At 50.8% G+C, this 22,062-nt stretch carries 23 protein-coding genes and 1 pseudogene; 7 read left to right on the top strand and 17 right to left on the bottom strand.

Annotation, left to right across the window (positions count from 1 at the left end):
• Window positions 1-29 precede the first annotated feature (29 nt).
• From TH5_RS08995 to TH5_RS08985, 3 genes are all read left to right on the top strand, one after another.
• Window positions 30-2,606: a TraM recognition domain-containing protein gene (locus tag TH5_RS08995; RefSeq protein WP_114121581.1), complete on the top strand. Its 2,577-nt coding sequence runs from the start codon at window positions 30-32 to the stop codon at window positions 2,604-2,606.
• 272 nt (window positions 2,607-2,878) lie between these two features.
• The gene (locus tag TH5_RS08990) at window positions 2,879-3,214 is read left to right on the top strand and encodes a helix-turn-helix domain-containing protein (protein WP_114121607.1); all 336 of its coding nucleotides are present in this window, start codon (window positions 2,879-2,881) and stop codon (window positions 3,212-3,214) included.
• Window positions 3,211-4,503: a type II toxin-antitoxin system HipA family toxin gene (locus TH5_RS08985; protein WP_114121580.1), complete on the top strand. Its 1,293-nt coding sequence runs from the start codon at window positions 3,211-3,213 to the stop codon at window positions 4,501-4,503. The genes TH5_RS08990 and TH5_RS08985 overlap by 4 nt, the downstream gene beginning before the upstream one ends.
• An 11-nt stretch (window positions 4,504-4,514) precedes the next feature.
• On the opposite strand, the gene TH5_RS08980 is transcribed toward TH5_RS08985, so the two are convergent.
• Window positions 4,515-4,877 carry a hypothetical protein gene (locus TH5_RS08980; protein ID WP_114121579.1) on the bottom strand — a complete coding sequence of 121 codons (363 nt, stop codon included), beginning with the start codon at window positions 4,875-4,877 and terminating at the stop codon, window positions 4,515-4,517.
• Complete coding sequence (locus tag TH5_RS08975) at window positions 4,874-5,605, bottom strand: nucleotidyl transferase AbiEii/AbiGii toxin family protein (RefSeq protein WP_167443506.1); 732 nt, start codon at window positions 5,603-5,605, stop codon at window positions 4,874-4,876. The genes TH5_RS08980 and TH5_RS08975 overlap by 4 nt, the downstream gene beginning before the upstream one ends.
• 221 nt (window positions 5,606-5,826) lie before the next feature.
• On the opposite strand from TH5_RS08975, the gene TH5_RS08970 reads away from it, so the two are divergent.
• Window positions 5,827-6,660: a hypothetical protein gene (locus TH5_RS08970; RefSeq protein ID WP_147250085.1), complete on the top strand. Its 834-nt coding sequence runs from the start codon at window positions 5,827-5,829 to the stop codon at window positions 6,658-6,660.
• A gap of 33 nt (window positions 6,661-6,693) precedes the next feature.
• Here TH5_RS08970 and TH5_RS08965 read toward each other — a convergent pair whose 3' ends face one another.
• The gene (locus TH5_RS08965; RefSeq protein ID WP_114121576.1) at window positions 6,694-7,173 is read right to left on the bottom strand and encodes a hypothetical protein; all 480 of its coding nucleotides are present in this window, start codon (window positions 7,171-7,173) and stop codon (window positions 6,694-6,696) included.
• 649 nt (window positions 7,174-7,822) lie between these two features.
• Here TH5_RS08965 and TH5_RS08960 point away from each other — a divergent pair.
• Window positions 7,823-10,900, top strand: a complete 3,078-nt coding sequence (locus tag TH5_RS08960; RefSeq protein WP_114121575.1) for a DotA/TraY family protein — start codon at window positions 7,823-7,825, stop codon at window positions 10,898-10,900.
• Between the two features lie 61 nt (window positions 10,901-10,961).
• On the opposite strand, the gene TH5_RS08955 is transcribed toward TH5_RS08960, so the two are convergent.
• The 5 genes from TH5_RS08955 to TH5_RS08935 form a co-directional block, all read right to left on the bottom strand.
• Window positions 10,962-11,321, bottom strand: a complete 360-nt coding sequence (locus TH5_RS08955; protein WP_114121574.1) for a hypothetical protein — start codon at window positions 11,319-11,321, stop codon at window positions 10,962-10,964.
• Window positions 11,322-11,418: 97 nt separating this feature from the next.
• Window positions 11,419-11,856, bottom strand: a complete 438-nt coding sequence (locus TH5_RS08950; RefSeq protein WP_114121573.1) for a hypothetical protein — start codon at window positions 11,854-11,856, stop codon at window positions 11,419-11,421.
• 81 nt (window positions 11,857-11,937) lie between these two features.
• A complete protein-coding gene (locus TH5_RS08945; RefSeq protein WP_147250084.1) occupies window positions 11,938-13,185 on the bottom strand; it encodes a hypothetical protein in 1,248 nt (415 codons plus the stop codon).
• 178 nt (window positions 13,186-13,363) lie between these two features.
• Window positions 13,364-13,783: a hypothetical protein gene (locus TH5_RS08940; RefSeq protein ID WP_114121571.1), complete on the bottom strand. Its 420-nt coding sequence runs from the start codon at window positions 13,781-13,783 to the stop codon at window positions 13,364-13,366.
• A 264-nt stretch (window positions 13,784-14,047) separates the two neighbouring features.
• Window positions 14,048-14,599 (bottom strand): hypothetical protein, encoded by a 552-nt coding sequence (locus TH5_RS08935; RefSeq protein ID WP_114121570.1) that lies wholly within the window; start codon window positions 14,597-14,599, stop codon window positions 14,048-14,050.
• A 124-nt stretch (window positions 14,600-14,723) separates the two neighbouring features.
• On the opposite strand from TH5_RS08935, the pseudogene TH5_RS25980 reads away from it, so the two are divergent.
• Both TH5_RS25980 and TH5_RS08925 read left to right on the top strand, forming a co-directional pair.
• Window positions 14,724-15,056, top strand: a pseudogene (locus TH5_RS25980) (PCRF domain-containing protein); the annotation flags it as partial.
• Between the two features lie 3 nt (window positions 15,057-15,059).
• Window positions 15,060-15,485, top strand: a complete 426-nt coding sequence (locus TH5_RS08925) for a peptide chain release factor-like protein (protein WP_279627757.1) — start codon at window positions 15,060-15,062, stop codon at window positions 15,483-15,485.
• A gap of 126 nt (window positions 15,486-15,611) precedes the next feature.
• Here the strand turns inward: TH5_RS08925 and TH5_RS08920 are convergent, their stop codons facing one another.
• From TH5_RS08920 to TH5_RS08875, 9 genes are all read right to left on the bottom strand, one after another.
• Complete coding sequence (locus TH5_RS08920; RefSeq protein WP_114121567.1) at window positions 15,612-16,133, bottom strand: protein DA1; 522 nt, start codon at window positions 16,131-16,133, stop codon at window positions 15,612-15,614.
• A gap of 9 nt (window positions 16,134-16,142) precedes the next feature.
• Complete coding sequence (locus TH5_RS08915; protein WP_114121566.1) at window positions 16,143-16,541, bottom strand: hypothetical protein; 399 nt, start codon at window positions 16,539-16,541, stop codon at window positions 16,143-16,145.
• 119 nt (window positions 16,542-16,660) lie between these two features.
• Window positions 16,661-17,443: a class I SAM-dependent methyltransferase gene (locus TH5_RS08910; protein WP_114121565.1), complete on the bottom strand. Its 783-nt coding sequence runs from the start codon at window positions 17,441-17,443 to the stop codon at window positions 16,661-16,663.
• 397 nt (window positions 17,444-17,840) lie between these two features.
• Window positions 17,841-19,037 carry a GIY-YIG nuclease family protein gene (locus tag TH5_RS08905; protein ID WP_114121564.1) on the bottom strand — a complete coding sequence of 399 codons (1,197 nt, stop codon included), beginning with the start codon at window positions 19,035-19,037 and terminating at the stop codon, window positions 17,841-17,843.
• Window positions 19,037-19,954 (bottom strand): nucleotidyl transferase AbiEii/AbiGii toxin family protein, encoded by a 918-nt coding sequence (locus tag TH5_RS08900; RefSeq protein ID WP_114121563.1) that lies wholly within the window; start codon window positions 19,952-19,954, stop codon window positions 19,037-19,039. The genes TH5_RS08905 and TH5_RS08900 overlap by 1 nt, the downstream gene beginning before the upstream one ends.
• Window positions 19,920-20,321 carry a hypothetical protein gene (locus TH5_RS25300; RefSeq protein WP_147250083.1) on the bottom strand — a complete coding sequence of 134 codons (402 nt, stop codon included), beginning with the start codon at window positions 20,319-20,321 and terminating at the stop codon, window positions 19,920-19,922. The genes TH5_RS08900 and TH5_RS25300 overlap by 35 nt, the downstream gene beginning before the upstream one ends.
• Before the next feature lie 123 nt (window positions 20,322-20,444).
• Window positions 20,445-20,807: a hypothetical protein gene (locus TH5_RS08890; RefSeq protein ID WP_114121561.1), complete on the bottom strand. Its 363-nt coding sequence runs from the start codon at window positions 20,805-20,807 to the stop codon at window positions 20,445-20,447.
• Window positions 20,808-21,040: 233 nt separating this feature from the next.
• Entirely contained in the window at window positions 21,041-21,415 is a 375-nt protein-coding gene (locus TH5_RS08880) for a hypothetical protein (RefSeq protein WP_114121559.1), read from the bottom strand.
• 155 nt (window positions 21,416-21,570) lie between these two features.
• On the bottom strand, window positions 21,571-22,056 hold the full coding sequence (locus tag TH5_RS08875) for a hypothetical protein (protein WP_114121558.1): 486 nt from the start codon (window positions 22,054-22,056) through the stop codon (window positions 21,571-21,573).
• Window positions 22,057-22,062 lie beyond the last annotated feature (6 nt).

Here is a 22,062-nt window from a genome sequence, read left to right as displayed (position 1 = left end):
ATCCGTCTAATTTCCTTTATGAGTCGAGCATGGCTGTAAAACCAATTTTCAATGGCGCGACGGACGAACAAATACGTTCGCCCAATCTGGATGTTCGAGACGTTCGTCCTGTGCCGACAAAGGTAGTCGATTGGCTGCGAAAACCACAGAACATGGTGGTTACACTCTTCGGGATGGCCGGGGCCTCAGTGCTTTACGGCATGCTATCGGACTGGCTGCTAATTGTCGCGGTGCTGTTGTTCAGTTGGGCGCTCTCCGTCACAGAAAAGACCCCCATCAAGATTCCAATGCAGGAGAAGATGCCCGACCCCAATGAAGCGCACCCAAAGACTGGCAAGCCCACAATTGGCAAAGGGATTTTCTTCATTGGCAATGACCAGGTTTCCGGCAAGGAGATTTGGCTGACCAACGACGACTGTCGACAGCATTTTCTCATTTTGGGAACGACCGGTGCGGGTAAAACCGAGGCACTTCTCAGCTTTGCAGCAAATGCGCTCAGTTGGGGTTCTGGACTTCTGTTCTGTGACGGTAAAGGCGACGTCTCGCTGTTTGCCAAAGTCTACGTCATGGCCCGCCGGTTTGGCCGCGAAGACGACCTTCTTGTTCTGAACTTTATGAACGGCAACCGCCAGAATATTGGCAGCAGTGTTCGTTCCAACACCATGAACCCGGTGGCAACCGGCTCGGCAGACGGCATCACTCAGATGATTGTCAGCTTGATGGATGATGTCGGCGGCGATGGTGCGATGTGGAAGGGCCGTGCAACTGCAATGTTGACCGGTGTCATTCGCGCTCTTTGCTGGTTGCGTGATGATGGTTTGCTCGACCTTAACGTCGGCGCCATTCGCTCACACATGAGCCTTCGGGCAATCGTCGAACTGGGTAATGAAGAATGTTACCCAGATATGCCAGCACCTATCCGCGTCAGCATTCAGTCCTACCTGTCCTCCCTGCCAGGCTATAACGCTGAGAAGAAAGAGAACCAGGCACAGACAACGCTTGACCAGCATGGTTACCTGGAAATGCAGTTTACCAAGATTCTTGGTAACCTTGCCGACGTTTACGGCCATATCTTCGCGACCCCATTTGGCGAAGTCGACATGTACGATGTGGTTCTGAACCGCCGTATTCTTGTCATCATGCTTCCGGCGCTCGAAGTCTCGGGTGACGAGATCGCAAACCTCGGAAAAATCGTGGTTGCGACCCTGAAAGGCATGATGGGTGCCACCCTCGGATCTAAGCTTGATGGCTCTTGGGCAGACGTCGTTCTGAACCGTCAGACAAACAGCCCATCGCCATTTATGGTCATCCTGGATGAGGTCGGCTACTACACCGTTGAGGGTATGGCTCTAATGGCCGCCCAGGCACGTTCGCTGGGGTTCTCGATGGTCTATGCTTCTCAGGACATTCCAGCCATGAAGCGCTTGAATGAAAAGGAAGCTGCTTCAATCATCGCGAACACGAACACCAAAATCTTCATGCGTACCGAGGAAGTGAACGAAACCGGTCGTCTGGCAGTCGAAACCGGGGATAAAGTGACGCGTGTTCGAACCAGTGGTTTCGAAAGAGCAGATGATGGCCGGTCGCTTAACTATGCATCGGCATCTGGCGCTCAGTTTGAAGAGGTGAACAGGGTCAACTTCACGGACTTGAAAAAGCAGGGGCCAGGCCTCATGCACGTCATGTTCCAGGAAAAAGTTGTCCGTGCACGCGGCTTCTATGCCAATCCTGAGAGTGCGCTGGAACTCGACAAGGTCCAGTTGCGAGCAAACCACTTTATCCGGGTGACCAAGCCCACCTTCGCTGACATGGAGAGCGCGCGCAGGGTACCAGAAGTTCTCAACAGGTTCCTCAATGAGCCGGATTTCATCCAGCTTCTGATAGACAAAGAAACAGAGGCCCTGAACTCGGTCGTGTCCCGGGCTGAGGAAGGTGATGAAATCGCACTGATTGCCCGGAACTTTGAAGTAGTCCTGGACGGCAAAAGGAAGCCGATTGAAGCTGCCTGTGCTGCCGTGTCGGATATCTGGAGAAAGATTAGCGGGGCAACCTCGGCATTCGCTGAGCGCGTCCACACGAGCATGACGATGCCTGCAAGCGGTGGCTTCGCTGAGCCACGCAACATTATGCCTGGCGGCATGCCTGACGACCTTGGCATTCCGTTTGGTGACGCTGAGCCTCCGATTGCTCCGCCACGCCGCGAATTCTCTGGGCCGTCTCGCGATAAGCGCATTGATGCCAGAGTGAAACATGGCGCGTCGGTCGACGATGGAAGCATCATCGATATGACCAAGCAAATTCAGACGAACGATCCAATCATGCGCTCACTCGCCGCAATCGACTTCGATGAAGAGGGGGCTGACCCAATTGATGTTGATGAGGCAATTGAAGAAGCACTCGGCAGCGATAGCTTCATGGAACCCAAGGGCAAGCCGATGGAACATGGACGCATTGAAAGGGCTGTTGATGATTTTGACCGGTCATCTTCGACTATCAGTAACCTTTCTGACGATGATGACGACGATGACGGAGAAGATGACGGAGATGTAGAAGACATCTTGGTTACGGCATTTCTTGAGCAACTCCAAAAAGGTGACGATGACTAACCTGTAAACAGTCTTGCAATGATGGCGAAAACGGGTGCGGTCTATTGACACATCCGTTTTTGATTGTCTGAACCGAAAATGTCTATAAGGGATGCTGTAGCATCCCTTAATAGGGGATAAAGTATGCTGTGGCATCCCTTAAAGGTATTTCGAATTGCATGGGGACTAATATTTCTGTATAAGCAGTTCACATGATCTAAGGGATGTTACGGCATCCCGTACACAGGTTTAAGGATGCTATAGTAGCCCTTAACCTGGAAATAGGACGTAAAATGGCAAGCAATATTCAACATCTGCTGTCGGCACCTCTAAAGCGTTCTTTCCGCAAGATGGGGGCAAACATCTCGCTCGCTCGCAAGCGACGCAAGTTTACCATTGCAATGATGGTCGACCGCACCGGCATGGCAAAACAGACTTATCAGAAGATTGAGAAAGGTGATCCGACAGTAGCGATTGCCTACTATGCCCTCGTGTTCTCGGTGCTTGGAGAAAAAGACCCGTTCGGAAATATACTCGCGCCAGAAACTGACGAAGTTGGCTTGATGCTTGATGTCGAAAAAGCCCCTAAGCGCGTGCGACTTCCACAGAAAAAAGGGCAGGTATTTTGAGTACTATCAGTCGTGAAATTGATGTCTTTCTTGGCGAAGGTGCAAACCCGATTGGCATTCTCAGGTTTGCCACAAACGGACGCCGGGAGCATTCAAGTTTCGTCTATTCAGATTTTTGGCTTGAACATAAGGCATCTTTTGCCATCGATCCGGCTTTACAACTGGTTCAAGGGCCACAGTTTCACACCGGTGGCAAAGGTGAATGGTCGTCGGTATTTCACGGCGTGATATCCGATACGGAACCCGACGGTTGGGGGAAACGCGTGATGATGAGACGACATGCGCGCCAGCAGCGTGTTCAAACCAATGCTAACGCAGAGCCGCTGAACACACTCGACTTCTTGCTGGGTGTGGACGACGCAGCCCGAATGGGGGCACTGCGCTTTCGGGATGAAAATGGAAATTTCTGTTCTACCCGGGCCGAAGAAGCTGGAACTGCTCCGCCACGCGTACATCTCGACCAACTCATACACTCGTCGCAAGCTATCGAGCGAGATGAAGAAACAGAACGAGATATCCAATATCTGGAAGGGAACGGCACCACTCTCGGAGGGATGCGTCCCAAGTCCTCCATACAGGACGATGAGTGGGGGCTGTGCATTGGGAAGTTCCCAAGTGCAGGGGATACAAAGCCTGTCACCAAGGCCGAAATTCTGGCCTTAAAGCTGGCAGCAATGGCAGGCATGGATGTCGCAGAAGGAAAAGTCGTTCGTACCGAAGCAGGGAACGATGTCGCAGTCATTCGGCGGTTTGACCGCGATGATGCCGGACGGAGAAAATTATACGCGTCGGCCAAGACAATGCTGCAAGTCGAGGATGATGATGAACACACTTACACGGAGTTGGCAGATGTTATTAAACAATACTCCCCGAGAGCGTCTGAAGACCTCAGTGAAATGTGGAAACGCATGGTATTCAACATCCTCATCAACAATGTCGATGACCATTTGCGGAACCATGCCTTTCTCTATGACGGCCAGCGCAAATGGATTTTATCACCCGGTTTCGACATAAATCCTTTCCCGGACAAGGCGAGAGAACTCAAACTGTGGGTGTCCGAAGACCACGGGCCGGAAGCATTGGTTCAAAGTGCTATGGATATCGCACCTTTGTTTGGCTTGAGAAACAGAGATGCGGCTACGGCCGCCTTAGCACCCATCGTTAAAAGCCTCCAGAAATGGAGAGAAGTCGGTCGTTCTCAAGACGTTGGCATGACAAACGCCGAACTTGGCCAGTACGAGAATGCTTTTGAACATGCGGAGTTGGAATTTGCTGCCGGACTTGTTTGAGCGGCCGGAAGTTAAATGGACTTTTCCTTGGCTTCGACCCGCCCAGCCGCGTCACAAGTAGGAAGTATCTCGCTCGCGATCTCTTTGGCCTTCAGGCCTTCTCCGGCCAATAGCAGATCGCGTATTTCTGGCAGGCGTGAATAGCATCCTTTGTATTCCGGCAAGAAGACAAGACCATCGCACCAGGATACCGCGCTATCGATCTGGTCGGCCGTAAACGTGGATACAACATCGGAAGTTTCGTACAGAACGAGCATTTTTAAGGCAATGACTGTTTTAGCCTTACAGGTCTCACTCTCATCGGCCAACGCCCAGCCCGGGAAGACAGATGCAGAAAGTAACCACGTGAAAAGCAGAGCGGGAAGAGACTTCATTCGCGAGTTTTCCTTTGGTCGTCGAACAGCAGGCCCCCCTCGGCCTGCGGCAAAAACACTATAGAGACGCCTTTTAGAGCACTCAAGATTTCATCTTGAAGTCCGATATCTGCATCGAGATTTTTTAGGCATTGGAGAAAGTATCGACTGTCATCAAGCATCTGTACTGCGCGCTCAAAAGACTTTGCGACATTCGCCCCATATGCAGTGTGAGCCTTCTCCCAGGCCATTGTGGGCACATCACCAATCCTTGAAACCATCATCCCCAAATCAATAATGTCTCGGCTGTTTACGCCCTTATCCAGCCACCTATCTGCATTGGCGAGAAGCTTCTCAGCAAACAAGTCCTCTATCGACAACATAGGAACCGCAAAGGGGCTGGCAGGATGCCCCATCAAAGGAATCCGTTCCTCGCGAACAATTTCAAAACGGATATTCGTGTCGTTGATGGACAGGTCCACACGGATGCTATAGGCATCCACGCGAAGATTGCTGGCGGTCAGGGTTTGTTTGCCAAGCAAAACTTCTGGTGTTTCAAGAACCAAACGCCGGATGTCGCGATAGGAGGATGCTGAAGCGCAAAGGAAATCGATGTCACTGGAAATGCGATATCCATCGAGCATTAAGCTGATGGCAGTTCCGCCACCGAAAAAGCAGCGGTGGTCTTTGAGGAAGCCATGGTTCAAGGCATCAAGGGCGACTAAAATGTCATTATGCACAGTTCGCATTCGCGCGATTTCCCTATAGGCGTATTCATAGAAAAGGCTTCGACCGCAGCTAAGTAGCGCCATCCCGTTTGCCGGTCAATGCAAGAGGTTCTCCCGTCTTGCGTCATTCTACCACAGTTGAATCAGCAGGGCCTGGATTTTGCTTTTAGGCTGCCTTAAGTCGTTGTCTTCTCAAATGATTGGCGATACCGTTCGACATCGCAAAGATGCACGGAGCTGATATGAGACAACTTCAGAGGGTTTTGGGGTTTCAGTGGCGGCATGAACTCGTTCCAGATTTTGAAGGAACAGACTCACCAGAGTATGTTCTCTCAAAAATGGGCAAGAAGAGTGCCCATTTCCTGCGCGACCACATGGCTATATCAGGATATACCATAAGCCTTTCAGTCTGCCGGGACATTGTTGATAGCAAGATACATGCTCGTATGGCGGCAGACGGTGCAGATACGCCCGTTAAAGAGCGCCTGAATACAGTGATGGTTACTGAGGCACAAAACGCCGCTCGAACGTATCAGTGGTTAAGGTCGATGGTGCAAAATGGCCAGTTCTCGACCCTCCGGGCAGTCTGCATAGATCTCCACGGAATTCTCGCAGCTCATATACCGTCAGTAGCTGGATGCTTTCGTGGGGAAGATGAAGAAATAGAAGCCCTCACAGGCCTCCCCAATAGCGAATACTGCGCGCTTATTCCGGATGAAATCGGTGCGCCACGCCTGAATAGAGTCTACGTCGACGGCATGAGGGCGCTTCAGGAGTCTGTTTCTGATCCATTTGAGTTGGCCGTTGCATACTTTCTGTTCATTCAGCGCCAGCAATTTTTCAGAATTCTCAATGTCGAAATCGGACTGGTCATGTTGAATGGCATATTGCTTAATGCAGGGTTCCCAGCGCTGCGAGTGCCCGCGTCTCTGCAAGACAAGTTCGACAAAAAGTTACATGGTTTCCACATGTCACAGCAGGGAGACGAAATGTTTAACTTGCTTGCGGAATGCTACCAGGAAGAAGCCTATAACGGCATCCCGGATGCTAAGTTGAGCGGCCACCAGCTACAGTGAGGTCTTTATCCCACTAAGAGCGGGTTTCCAGCGTTACCAAAGACTAAGGTAAACGTCCTGCTTAAGGCTGGTACGCATCTCCTCATAAGCGAACCACCTTCCGTCATGAGGCATGCTAATTCTCCGCAGTGGCTCTGCTTCGATAAAAATCAAGCGACGTTTAAAAGCAGATGGACTCTCAACAAGCAACCGCGGTTTTTCTGTTTCCACTCCAGGAGGGAACCATGGCTTTTTTAGAAAGCGCCGAGGATCGTTGGTCCATTCTGGTGGAGTGCCGATACCCCACCGATAGCAAAGATATTCAGCAACACCGCCGATGTAAGAATCTTTAACATCGTCTTCAAGAAAATCTGGGCACTCGGTCAACATTGCGTACTTGAGAGTCTTATCCTCTTCAACGTAGAAGGTGTCTAGGAATTCGTGAAAAACTACGTGAAAGTCTTGGTCATGTTCTTTCACGCGACGCGGAACTTCCGCTAACGACTTGGGACTGCACATTAAATTATCTGCCATCTACACTACCTGAAGTGGGTAAACAATCACTCTAATGACGCGCACCTTTGTAACAAAGATTTGGGGGCATAGCTACTATTGGCTGCATCTCTACGCGAATAGAACACTTTAATTTCAGCTAGACGAAGGTACTCATGCGTTTCTTCAGCGCCTGGAAGTCTCCCCATCTCTAGTAGATCCATAACCTCGACATCTGGTCGTGTACGCATTTCAAGATCGAATGATCCCTTGGTTCTTCGTCCGACACCTCCGTACAATTCTCGCTCCGCATATGCCCTTTCAAAAGGCAGGTAAGTTTTTTGTTGTTGGTATTCCCGCGAGTCCTGTGCGGTTTCCGGTATTTTCATCTCAGGTGGATGGGGCATACTCGGTCCTTCATATATTACAGATGCAAGTGACAGAAGTGAATCATTTTCCTTGCGGTGTCAATAAATTTGCTATTAATTTTCTCAATTATGCGAGACTTGCCTTAAATTTCCTTTGTCTCTAGCATAATCGAGAACAATAATCCTTTTGCGGTGCCATTTTCTTTAAGAAACAGGTAGCGCCGAAGGATTTGTTGATGTCATCATTATAGCATAAATCCTTTGAACCGATGCGACGGCCGACATCAAGATACTGATGGCCTCAAGCAGTGAGGAAGCTATAGATGAGCGAAATAGAGAAAAAGAACGGATCCAATGGGAGATCCCACGCGTTTCGGGATGAGCTCGTCAGCATTGCAAAAGACGATGTCGTTGGCGTAGGCGAGTTCAAGCAGTCAAAGCTGATGTATTTGACGGGCTTGTCGGCATTCAAGTCCACCCTACAAGGTGTCAAAAAGCTTGGGAAAGCCGGATATGACGGCATCAAGCTGACAGCAAAGTTTGTCTTTCATCGAACCACTGTTGAGGAAAGCGAACGGTTGCCTTCGGATGTGACGGATGAAGCTGAACGCTTCAAGCTTGCTCAACACCAATATGGCAAGTCTGACAAAGACGTCCACAATTCGCAGGACATGACTCACCGCGGCTTTATGCTCTATTTCATGCTGCTCGGTATTTCCCTGGCGGTGGGCATTCTGACGTTCAGGTTCTACCCGCTGAGCTTCTCCGCTTTCGGCAGTGTCGGTATGTTCCTCGATGTCTTGAGCCGATTTATGCTGACACCCGTTCTCTTCGCTCTCACGTGCAGGCAGGCGTTCTATAACTGGCAGTTCCGCACCATGCGGCTTGGTAGCTTTGGCCAGTGGGTCAAGACGCCGTCTGCATGGTGGACAGAGCCTTACACGCGAGCCGGAGGGGGAGGAAGCGGGAGCGGGGTCGTCGCTGCATTCTTGCTGATTGTTACGACGGCAGCGTTGGCGTCTTTCCCGGCCGGGACTGCAATGGCCGACGATGCGTCTACGTCGGATATCATTCAGAAAGCTTTCTCAAATCCGGAAACAACGGACTTGTGGTGGAAGCTTTTGGAGCTGGTCTTCCCAGGAGTGCCTCCTTTCTCTGGCTCGCTCTCTGCGGCATCAGTCACCCCGATTTCAAATGGCATTGCGGGCGGCTTTGCGGCGCTGCTGACCGTCTTGATGTCCGTTGCCTCGGTGGCCATGACATATCAGTTGTTCGTTGGTATGATTTCGACGGCGCACGAAGGTAAGGTTCTTGGAGAGCGGTGGCACCAGATTTGGGCTCCAGTCCGTGTTGTCGCAGGTGTCGGCATGCTTGCCCCGGTGATTAAAGGCTACTGCGCTGCTCAGCTCATTGTCCTTCAGGTTGCTGTTTGGGGTGGCAATATCGGGAACATGGTTTGGGCGGGTGTTGTTGATAACCTATCAGTTGCTCAGGTTCAGAACCAGAACCTTCGTGAGACCATGCCCTTTGTGGTTAATCTTGCGAAGGCAGAAGTCTGCTACGCGGCCCTTGAGGTTTTCCAGGGAACATCGGATGCCGTCACTGGAGCGTCAGTTCCGACCTCCTCATATCGCTATGTCGACCCTTACAATGCTTCACCGGGATACAAAATCAATCGCGACCTGATGTCGTATTTGAATACCGGCTGGGAAATCACGAAAGACTTCCTCGAAGTTGGTAACGTGCTCTCGAACAATGAGCGTCAGGCAAAAGACGCTTCGCTGTACGGAGGAGTAGTCCAAGAACTGAAATGGGATTACGGCGTCTGTGGTTCCATGACCGGTTCATTTGCTATGGGCGAAACCAGTGGCGCAGACGCTCAGCTTGCTTTTGACACAGCGCGCCTGGCTGCAATCACCTCCCTGCGAGCCGAGCTCAGAAAGTTAGCTATTCAGTTTGCCAAGAACATGACGGCCGGTCAGGAGGCTGTTTCGGTTGATTCGTTGGTTGCAACCACTAACGCAGCCTTCGATGCGAAGACCGTATTCGATAATGCTCTCCTGACCGCAGCCGAAGCATATTTAGCTAAAGTCAACAGCGTAACCATGTCGGAGTTCCAGACGGCGGCGAAATCGGCTGGCTGGATTTCTGCTGGGCCTTACTACGTCGCTCTGTCTCGTATCAACAGCCAGGTTTTCGAAGTTCTCGGTGACATGCCAGAGTTCGAAGAAGGCAATACGGTTAAGATTGACAACACGGATGCGGCAAAACTGCTGTTTGACGAAACCACCGGTGTTATGCCGAAGTTCCGGGCCGTTTGGGATAAAGAGGTCAGTTCTACGCTGGCTCTTGATCAGCAGGCTGCGCGAGCAGGGCAGGTGGAGCCAGATGTCGTCTCGTTCTACACTGTTCTCGGAAAGCCCGGTCAGTATCTAATGATGGCACTTGTCAGCTTGGCAGAGATTGAGCCTGGGAATGGCTCTGCCATGCAGCAGATGGTCGGATTTGGGCACTTAATCCTGAACTTGTTCTACATGGTCATAGCCGTTTGGTTTGCAGCCAAGCTATTCCCCGCAGGGAAACTTGCAGGAGCTGCGGCAACGGTCGGTTCCAAAATTGCTGGCGCACTGGGCGGCCAAATGCCTGCATCGCTCATGATGTTCTTGATGATGTTCTGCGTGGGGCTATTGGCTGTGGGGGTTATCCACGCATTCGTCCTGCCAATGATACCGTTCATCCAGTTCTTCTTCTTTGTGACGGGTATGCTCATTCTCGTTGTTGAAGGCGTCATTGCTGCACCGCTTTGGGCATTCTTCCACATCCGTATGGATGGTCAAGACTATGTCGACCAAGTTCAGCGTCCAGGTTACATGATTCTGTTCAACCTGTTCCTACGCATTCCCCTGGCGGTCCTTGGTCTTCTATTCTCGATCTTGGTTTTCGAGGCGCTTATCTGGCTCATATACGTGACCTTCTATCCGGCTGTTTTGGCAGCAACCAGTGCCAACGTCAGCGGCTTAGTTGGCGGTTTCGTAATGGCGGTGATTCTGACTTACATGCACTATCAGATTGCGATGCGCTCTTTCCAGCTGATTAACCAGGTTCCTGACCGTGTATCGCGTTGGTTCGGTCAGAACGGTGAGAACCTTGGCGAAGACAACGATGCAAAACAATCCACTGCCTTCGTTGTCGGCGAAATCCGCTCGGGTACGAGTTCAATGGCTGGTAAGGGTGGTTTGGCAGCTGGTATCAACCAAGGGCGAGGTAATCGGCAGGGAGATAATGGGAAGCCTCCAGTTGGCTCAGAAGGTGGAGACCCGCCGGAGCCACCAACTACCGGTACTAACGGAGGAGAGCCGCCATCTACGGGATCTCTACCAACTGGCATAAAAGGGACCTAAATGCAAAAAAGAGCAGCCAAATCTTGGCTGCTCTTTTTCTTAACCCGGAAGAACTTTGGCTTTAACTAGCTCTGTGGTCTTCCGGGTTTGTTATGCCAAGTTCTTTTGCCTTCGCATCGAATGCCGCCTCAAATTTCTTATCAGCTATGCTTTTGGCAGAACCATCTTTAAAGGAGGCACCACTTCCAGAAAACAATGGTGAGTTTGCATGCATACTTTTAGCGGCTTCAATTATCGCCTTCAGGCCTGCAACATAAGCCTGCTGTATCGCCAGTTCAACCTGAACAGTTTCAGCATACTTCTTCCACTTATCTCGGTTTTCCTCAACCTTCTGCGCATGCGTCTTCCATGCGTCCCGAGCATCGGCAACTTCCTGTATCTCTTTGGCCAGCATTGACCCAACAATCATTGCATCTGACATTTATGCCTCCTCGGGCTCGTGGCCCATCAAAATTCAATCCTTACAAGCAAAATAGTTTACAAAACTGTTCTTGTCAACATTTAATGCTTGAAAAGTTTTACTGCTTATGTTTTGCCTGCGTGCCCAGTTTTTCCAGCACTTGGTTATATGCTTTTAAATACAAAAGGTCGGCTACGGCAAAATGCTTTCCCTCATTACTTATCTCGTCACTTGCACTGAAAACAACGGAATCGGGATGTATCTTTTGCAGAGATTTCACCACATGTTTGAGCCCCGCAACGTGAGCTTGAAGTTGGGCAATATTGGCGAGCAGGTTGTTCCCAAAATCGACAAGCCCATCACGCTCTTGCTCTAGCTGTTGAGCATATGCCTTCCATTCATCCCGGCTAAGCTCTACGCTTTTAGCGTGCTCTTTCCATGAGTCCCGGTTCTTGGCTATTCGCGATGAGTGGGCTGCCCACTCATCGCGATCGTTTGCAATATCTCGTATTTGCTTGGACAAGACCGCCCCGACAATCCATGCATCATCTAACATCCATACCTCCCAGGGGCGACTATCAAGCTGTTACCTAACGGGAAAATAGTATCCCGACGAGTTTTTGTCAGCAGTTAAAGATTAGCGAAGCTTTTTCCCGTCAAAAAGAATACCTCGCTTGATGATTGGATGGCCCATGGCCCCAGCAACAATGCGAGCGGCTTCCTCACCGACTACTTTTTGCCCGTTGACTTCAATGATACGAAATACCATTGCTTTTTGCCCTTTAAGCATCCGTAAGGCACCGCGTGCGGCCGCAGCATACGCAAAGGCTTCTTCTGGTGTCCTGGCTTTAATGGTTAAGTCCTGCCGGGGACCATTACTCTCGCGAACAACCAGCTTCCAATCTGTCCCTTGTCCCTCGGTCCATCCGCTGTCCAGAAATTCTCGACGCAAGGCAACCTGCAATGCGATGGCTTTGCTGGCGCTGCCTTCGTTCGCCGCAGAGTATCGGAAATTCCACAAGTCAAAGACGATACGGAGAACCGGTTCTGGTGATAAAGCGGTATAGAACGGCGCCACCTTCCCATTATTGACTATGCTGCGCCACATCGTGATCCGCATGTTAGCGAGCCGCAAAAGAACTGGCGCAGACCCAAATTCCTTCAATTTCTGACAAACATTCCAGTAGGCGGTGGCTAGATGTTCGCAAGCTTCCTCAATTGCAAAATCGTCGGCTTCAGGAAGGTTGTCCCAGTTTTTGAGCTGGTTCAGAATATGCATCCATTGGTCATTTTTGATGAACTCGATCTCCTCTTCACGGGTGACCGATGGCACCGGAATATCTGGCGCGGCGAAATTACCATCCAACTCTATGCGAACAAGACTGGATTGAGGGTCAACGCCATTAGGAGGAGTGGGAAAATAGGAAAAGATGGTCCTAGCGGCTTGTTCAAACATGCGGAAGGATTCGAGGAAAGCTTCCAGTTCTTTGAGGTCTTCGTCGGTTAAACGCAGGCCCAAACGCCCAACAAAATCCGGCAACATATAGTTGGGCATACCCGTGGCTCTCAACGACCACAGTAACGGAACCTCTTCACCTGCGAGTTCACTACCCAGAACTGATGAGAGCACTCTCTTTTGATGTTTGGTCCGCTTCCTGGCTGTCGCATCGTCAAGCATCTCATCAGCGGGGCCTTCGTGATCCTCTGAGGCAACAGACTGGATGAGCTCTTGCCAATCGTCATAACCCATCAGCTTTGCAGCCGTTTCCTGTGCATACGAAAGGCGCAACTCCATACCCAATGGAGCGAGTAACGCTTTAAGCTTTTTGGCGGTCTTTTTGGCAGGGGTAGTCGAACGCAGTCGATAGACGATATCGTCTTTCATGGCTTCCTCCATATATGAACAAAAGGCCTACCAATTCGGAAGTAGGTCAGACCTTGGTACTCTCGGAGACAGCCGTAAGCTTTCGTCACTATTGACTGGATTTCACCAAACCCGTGTCAGCAAACATACATGGGGCAGGAAACAAATCAAGAGGCATTGAACTGTTAATTGCCACCGCTCAGGATTTCAGATGTTTCCCGTTGATGTCACAAAAGCACCATCCGGGGAGCAATGAGCCATCATCTTTAGAGATCTGGTATTCTTCCCCAGTCAATGTGATGATTGTCGTTCTTCGATCAGGATGCTCGGTCGCGGCATAGACGGTGAAGTTATTTATGCCCAATCTGTGATTGACCTTCGAGCCATACCATAGCATAGCGTATGCCTTGCAATGGGAGGATTCCTCAGGTTGGGCGCGCGCCTCAAGCATTGACAGCAAATCAACCAGATTCTCTTTGGTCAGAACGTTGGCGATACCGTGGCTTGGCATGTCAGGAGAAGCAAAATCCCGGGAAAAGCCGCCAGGGAGAACGAGATAACCATCATGCGTTTCGTTAATAAAGGCACGCAAAGCGGCGACAGGGTCTGTATGTATCATAGAGCAGTTCCTTCTGTGCAGAGCTCCGTGGAAGTTCCCGTCATGCGATGCAAGTGGACCGTTGGTATCGAACCATGATACCAACGGCTGCGCGCGGGCGAGGGGTGGGTGCAAGTACTTGTTGCCAAGAAGCTTAAGAAGCGAAACTTAAGTACCGAACTTTTCCTTGTCAACAAATAAGAGCAATCTCCTGTTGGGTGCCCGGTGAACATCCGTCCCTGAAATGCCGCTTCTCTGTCGCTAGAATCGTTCAGCGCATAAAAATCACTTTGCGTCCAATATGGCACTCAAATCACTGTCTGAGATGTGGACGGTACTTAGGTCCTGCTCGTCCAGCACTTCTGCATTTAGACCAGCGTTGATGTCCCGCAGGGAAGCGAAGAACCGAGCTTTACGCATTTTGGAGTACTCGACATCAACCTTTAGGACTTTGAATGTGATGCTATTGAAATCCTCAGCCCCTTTGCGAATGTAAACGCGCTCGACGCGCAGCACGGTTTCCGCAGGTATCGTTACACTAAGACGGCCGCGGGCACGATAACCTTCTCTCCAGGCAGTGAATGGTCCGGTCGGAAAGGCGCATTTAGCTTCAGCCTTCTTGAACTTTTCCACTTGAGAGTCATAGCTGGCTTCCTTCCACTTCTTAGGGTCCAGATGGTCCTCTGCGCTATATTCCGCTTCCGGGTCAACCTGCATGCATCCAATTATGCCCAATGATTTCAGAAACGCTTGATTTCGGGTTTCAAAGAGAATTGATGCTGTCCAATCCTGGGTTACGCGCAAATGAGTTCCAACTTCCGGAACAAATATCTTCATGAATTCTCTCCTTGGAAAAGTGAAAGATGCATTTGAAGAACGATGAAATCATCCCCTTATTGAGTTTTCCTTGGATCGCAAGAATATCAAACGAAAATATTGAAATTTTCCTTCCTTCTGGGTGATGGTGGAGGTAGGATGTAATTCTGGAAATTCCAGATATCTTCAACATCAAACAGCGAGTAAGACGATGAAACGTACCGTCGAAATCTGCGCTGCTGAAGGTGGCAGCGATAGTCAGATGTTTGTTGGTGACTTGGCCAACGCATACAAGAAGTACTTCGACCGTAAAGGTTGAAGGCACCGCGTCAAGGATATCAGTCCAAGTGACGCGGGACATTACAGCATAGCCCTCGAGGTTGAGGGCGAAGATCTCACAAAATTTGAGCAAGAAGCTGGCGGACACCGAATTCAACGGGTGCCTCCGACCGAAAAGCGCGGCCGCGTCCATTCATCGACCGTGACCGTTTCCATCACGTCGGAAGGCAGCGTTTCGCCAGAGTTGCTGCTACGGGACGAATGTCATTTCCGTGTAGAGTGGTTTTCGGGGACCGGTAATGGCGGACAACACAGAAACAAGCATCAAAACAGTTGCAGGGTCTTCCATGTCCCTACAGGCCTCTGTGAAGCGCGCCAAGGCCGAAAGAGGGAGAACAACCTCCGTGAAGCTAAGACAGCCCTGATTGCTTCTCTGGAGGCTCTGGTGCACCAGAACAAGCACACCGACATCAATCAGATGCGACGGATGCAAATTGGTTCCGGCATGCGCGGGGACAAAGTGATTACTATCCGGTTCCAAGACGACAGGACCGTGCATCACGACACCGGTAAAACAATGTCTACTAAGCGCTATTTGAAAGGGTTTATGGACGAGATCTGGCTCTAAGAGAGATTCCCCGTGTGCACGGGGAACGTCCTTTTTAACTATACACTGACTGATCGCTTTTGGGTTTTCCCCGCGGACATCGGGAAGACTGGTCTTATTGTGCAGCCTGACCTACTCTTCGCAGTGTCAGGGTGCTGGGCTGGCTATGGCACTTTCAAGGATTGAGACGTCGACCTGGCCGTGAACAACCCACGTGAAAGCAAACTCCTCGACGAGTTGCTCCTCAGTGTCACCTGACAAGTCATCGGAACATTGTGCTTCAAGCCACGCGTGCGCCAATTCGTGTGCGAGTGTAGCTTTTATTTGGACGGAGAAGTCGTTTCCCGTGTCCTCACAGGCGTCGTGCAACCGTTCCATGCTGAGGCCGATAAACGGAAACTGCGATGTTCCGTCAGCATAAACGCCATGTGTATTCGCCTGGAGAGAACGCGTCTCAGCTAGAAACACCACCGCCCCAGGAAATTTGAGCGCATCAAGAAGGTCTGCGTCGGCCTCCTCGATCGCTTTCTTCAGGTCATCAAGCTGTTCGGCTCGGGGGAGGGCAGTCAGCTCATAATCCCACGACGGGTTGTAGTCGTGGTAGCCGTGCTGAGGGGGCTCTTCATGTCCGTGATGCAATATATGAACGCGCTGAGCTATAGTCTTCATTTGTTCATATCAACGTGGGGTCGGAGTTGCGTCGTCTTCGCTGTAGGATGGAGTAGGCGCACTTGACGCGGCACTCACACCATGTTCGTTGAAGAGGTATGATGCAGCCGATCCGTGATTGGCCCTAACGTGAACACCATCGGTCTGGACCGTAACAATTGCATCGCATTCCATACTATCCCGGAATACAACCATCTTTATATTGCCCTGGTCGATTTCGATGGCAACGGAGCGTGAGGTGCCATCAGGAGCGTCAAACCACATCATGAGCCCGCCGAGGCCGCCCTCGTTAACCATCGTCGCGTTAACCATCATCGGCCAAGGCTTCTTTTGGGTCTCGGTGAGGTCGTCAGTCTTTCCTTCTGTAACGCGCCCGTCGGAGATCTCACCCTCGAATAGTATAGTCATAGCTATGCTCCTGATAAGAAATGAACAGCCTCAAGCGGGCGGTCTGGACACCATTAATTGGTGGAACCCACATCTGGGTTGAACCGGGCTTTCCTCTGCCGTGATGCAAGATGACTCCTTCACATCACCATTGCGGGCACCGGTTCATGGGTCAGACGCGGCTCTGGAAATTTGATAGCAACGATTTCGACAGCGGGGCTAGTCCCTCTCCACATGTTTCGAGCAAAGGAAGTGTCGATGCTGACGCAGGACATCTGGAAGCCTGTCTCAGAAAGGAATTTGTCATGTTTCGGCGTCGTTTCTTCTTTGAAGCTCTGGCGCCCACTGAAACGGAACGGGGCGCTTTCCTGCGGGATGATGAAGTAGCCGTCGTCTGCGATCTGAGACGCGATATCAATGACATGGTATTCGAATTGGGGACCATTATAGTTTGGACCCGACTTCCCATTTCTGTTGATACGGCCGAAGGGTGGGTTCCCGATAGCCACATCGAAGCGACCCAGGTCCATGTTAGGGATATCGAAAACGTCGGCAACTATCCAGGTTGCTTCGGGGAGGATCTTTCGTCCAACTTCCGCATAGTCCGGGTTGATTTCAACACAGACATATTCAGTTTCCCCTGAGTTTCTCAGAGTATATTGATGGAGGTGGAAGCTTAAAGCCCCAATCCCGGCGCACAGGTCGATATATCGTCCCGGCTCATCCATGGAGCAAGCATATGCAAAGCTGTTTGCAAGCTCGAAAGGTGTCATGAAGGCACCCGCCGGACTGTTCACGTGGTTTGCATCTTCCCTCCAGTGCTCTAGCACGAATTCCCTTTCGGGCAGGGAAAGAACATCCTGTTGGAGAATCTCACATGCTTGAGCATGGAGCTTGGCTTGCTGTTTGGTCAGTTTGGCCATCTTGGAATCTGCTCCGCAAAAATAGTAGTGCCAAATTAGACTTGGCGTCTGTGCTTTCGAACCATTGGAGCAGAACTCTTGGCAAGAGACCGGTGGCATTTGTCCGGAGAGGGTATCCGTAAATTCGGGGTCTATATTGGTAGTCAGTGGCGAAGGTTGACAAACTGCAACCTTCGAAGAATATTAGTTGCCTTGTGAAGAGCACTATCAAACCCTGACCTCGGTCTGCGGTTTCGTCAAACGCCCCTTTTTGGGGCGTTTTGTCGTTTGACAGCTGACGCATGGAAGTTTAGTGATTATTGGTGTGAAACATAACTATCAAACCACAGCCTTTGGCTTACGGTTTTCATAAAGCGTTCCCATTGGGAGCGCTTTATTGTTTGATGGAAGAAGTCAGCTAACGTAATTTCACTCGTTGATACGACTGACCGGCTATTACCTTGCGCACCCGGGTTAAGTTGTCACAGCCGATACGAGAGGCGATTTCGGAAAGGGGTAGGCCGGTTGCCGAAAGCTCTCTGATTGTGCACACATCCTCAATCGAAAATCGGTTCGCTGGCGCACAAACAACGGCAGCGGCCCAATCAGGGTCAAGCCACCGCTCATTCAATGCCTTCGCGATAGGGCGGTTTTGCATCCAGTTTTCGAGGGTTCGTTCGCGCTCTTCTGGAGACAGGGCACTTTCTTCGCTAACGATTTTTCTCCGGCGCAAATAGCGAAGGCCATCGTGGCCGCCAGGTATCATATTTAGCAATCGTGTATCGTGCCAATGACCGGCAACAATAGCTCGCTCCGCTTGATAGAGCGTATCAAGGTCATCCAGCACAGCCAAGACGTGGTGATGGACATGGGTGAGACGACCACCGTTTCGGCGCTCTCTGAATGCTTGATGAAACTTCAGTCTGGAACCGCGGGCAATAGCAGCTTTATGTTCAGCCCATCGCTTTCTCCAGCTTCTCCTTGTGATTCCAACATAGAACAGGCCATTGAACGGATATTCATGTTCGTTGCCAAACATGTGTTCATACAGAACATATCGAGGTAGCTGAGAGTTGTTTCCGTGAACCCGCTTAGTTGTGACCAGATACTCAAGCTTTGTCGAAAAAATTTGGCTTGGTGTTTGGATCGCTCCAATTTCGTATGGCGGTGCAGCTTGGTCTGTGAGTGCGGCTTGAATGTTCTCCATACTCAACGCTTGCCTAGCCATGTATGGGTCGGTAACCACTTCAAAACGCAATATCGGGTGAAGAAAAACATACCCATGCTCGGCAATATCGACACTCTGCCCCATCGTTGATACGCGGGCATCGTCCGGGACAGCAGAAATAGGACCAGGAGGGATATAAAATCGCGTCCATTTTTCCGAATTTTTGATGGCGACAAAATGAATTGTTGGTTCGGGGTCACCAACTTTAACCTTAAGAGGAACGCCTGCTATTCCATGCATGTCTAGCTTCAGGCCAAACTCCTTGTGCCTGCCGAGAAATACGCGAAAAAGATGGTCGAAGTGTGGGAAATGAGCATGAAGCTCTCTTGGAGCAAGATGCTCAAACCAACGCTGATTCAAGATAAACTTCTGCCCCTTCGCCGACATCAGATATCTGATCGCGGTGAACTGTCAGGTTTGACCGTCTGACGCCATTCCTGTTCTGAAATGGTCTCGCCATTGCGGAAATACCGCTCACCTTCAGGCGAGACGAAGGCAGGCCCAAATGGGTTGTCTATTTTCTTGGTTTCCAGGTTCTTAACCATCACAGAATCTCCTGTCCGGCTATAGACGAGGAAATGTGTTTCTTCTGAATATGGTGGAATGTCTACCTTCGGTCGAAAGGCATTCTCCCATTCGTTCATCAGGCCGGTAACCAATTCGAGGCAATCTTTCTCCACACCGCGAAAGTCTGGAAGAGCTTCGACCTTTTGGTTCAGTTCATCTTGCAGTGTAGGCTGAATCTCCAACAGTCGCTTCTGGACGGTAGTGACTTGATTGTAAGAGAGCCACGGCCCGATAGCGGCCACCTCTTCGGGCTCAGCGACAAGCACAGCCGCCAGGTCAAAAACGTCTCGAGGTTGAAAGTTGCTACCTCGATAGGCAATCTTTTTGGCTAGGATTTCCCGCGGGCGCTCAATGACGACATCATGCCCCATCAATTTCACGTTCTCAAAGGCGTCCTTCTGCACAACGGCTGTGCTCGCGATGAAGTCGATTTCCTGCATTCCGACAATGAGCTTTACGGCCGTCGCCTCTTCACTGTAATCAGGGCAGAGCTCTTCTGCCGTGTCGTTGAAACGCGGGGAACACTGCCGAACCAACCCGATGTCTTCGGAAAAGAGATCCAAATCCCGTGATTTGCGATGTCCGTATCTGCGGAGCAGCATCGAGCCACCCCCGATCGTGAAATCAAACGACCTACCGGTCTTTTCCTCGACCGCCTTGATTACCGCAATAGCGGTTGGGAGCAGGGACTTCCAGTCGTCGTTATGGGGTCCGTCGTGAATGGGAAACTGGGTCATGGTGCGGACCTCCAATCTCATTGGTAGCTTGACTATCTGGTCTCAGCAATTTTTCCACGTGCGAAATCTGTTGCTGCGTGATGTCATGCTTCCAGTAGAACTCTTTCTTGATCCTGTCTGGCAATTCTTCCAGAAATCGTTGCAAATGACCAAGCCAATGCTTTTCAACGATGCCCGACTGAAATGTTCTGACTATGGTTGGAATGCTGATGATTCGCGGAAACGGTACATTGACACTGGCAAGCACAATCCGGTCTACATTGGATGAGCTTTTGACATTCAAACGGGTCGGCGCGTATTGCTCGGACGCGTCGCGAAAGCGCGATAAGGCTCTCTCCACCGATTTATTGCCAGCACGATAAAACACGGACCCAATTCCCTTCCATTCAAGCCAAAGCGCCCGAATAACCGATAGTCGTTAAGCCAGTATCGTCTGTTCGCACGCTTGCGACAAGAGGTCCTTTTGGACGCTGTTCCCCAGCAAGACATTTCAGTCGGATGGTTTCTTAACGCCACTCCAGTAAGAAAGTCCCATCGGTGCTTCTCTGCCTTCCGCACTCACCGACCGGCGCAATCCCTCCCATTTGAACAGGAGATTTTTGCGCACCTTGCGCTGGTTCTCACTGAGACGTTGGCGACCATCAAGTAATAGCATGATGCTGGTATCTAGCATAAAGAACGGCTGCCCAGGCTCATTACCCCTTTCGCCTGCCTGCACCAATGGACAGCTATCCCGGTACCGGTTCAAGTACTTTTCATGCCAGCCAAATGCGGGGAACTCCTTGAGATAGTCTTCAAAACTGACAAGGAAATCCTCGAATTTTTCAGCCCATGATTGAAACTGAGAAGACATGGGCTTTTTATCCCACCTCCTGCTTGCAATTCATCGGGCAAGGCCGGGTTTGTGAGGTGGGGGCAGACCGGAGGATGTCCTCAGCCGATGCAACTTGCTTTGCTGGCTTCTGGTTCAATCCACGCACCGTCTGCTTGGCCAAGTGGACCTCTTGATGGACAAAGGCTTTAATAAGCGCGGTTTTGGTTGGCGGTGTGTTCACCATAGTCATTTCCTGCTGAAGGATATAACACTTAAAGGAACCACGAAAGCGGTGCCGGTATCTCCACTCTTTGCCGGGCAGCATGCACCCGTTGGATGAGAGAGGTGAATTCTGATAGCGACACCGGCGCAACTTTTTTGAGCTGGTAGAGACATCTCGTTAGAGCTTCCAGATTATCGTCCCTGGTTTGAAAGAGACCTCTCGACTTCGGGTTTGCCAGACAATCCATAACGATCTCTTTGGCCTTCAGATTTCGTGCTTTGTGTTCCGCGTGCCAAGCGGTGACTTCCTGCACAGAGACATCACGTATGTTCTGGGTGACGGCCCTGGCTTGTACAGCAATCACTGCAACACTGAGTGTTATGACCACGAGCCCCATGAGCAATGCCTTAATGTATGTCTTCACGGACAGTTTTCCTGTTAAAAAATGTCATTTAAATAGCATAGTTCATACTTCAGTGAACGCCAGCCGTAATATGGTCCAGCAACGGGAACTGTGGCATCAACCAATTATCTACCGAGACTTGTCGGCCTGAGAACAGGGCTAGAGAGTTCGGGTCTTTAGCGGCATGTCGGGGGCAGCGCACAGTTATTCAACTCCTCCCGCCGCGCGGCGACAACGGGACGAATGAGACCTGGCAGTTCGTCCAGATCTAAATTCTTTGTAATGCCGACGACTGCCGAGATGTTCGGTCGGTCTGTTATAGCGTATGCCGCAGAACGGTGGCTGCCATCCCAAATACTGAAGCTGTCATGACCATTTTCGTGACGGCCATAAAATCCGACAACGATTGGCTCGAAGACCGGCTCGTCAAGTAAGGCATCCCACATGCCAGGCATACCATTTTCCGCGGCTTCTAGAGACTGCTCCTTCCAGTACTCTTCGGCATCTTCCTTAGACCACAGTGCGGCGACCGGCAGTTTGGCGATGTAGAGCCAGTCGAGTTCTTCAGGCTGTGTGCTGGTCACCATATCTTCCCAGCGCCCGGCAAACTCCGACAGCTCCTCCGGGGAACAGCCAGACCAGACGTCATCGAGGTTGCTCATGTCGTA

The sequence above is a fragment of the Thalassospira xianhensis MCCC 1A02616 genome (assembly GCF_003326475.1).
GTDB lineage: Bacteria > Pseudomonadota > Alphaproteobacteria > Rhodospirillales > Thalassospiraceae > Thalassospira > Thalassospira xianhensis.
This window is presented reverse-complemented; position numbering and strand designations above follow the sequence as displayed.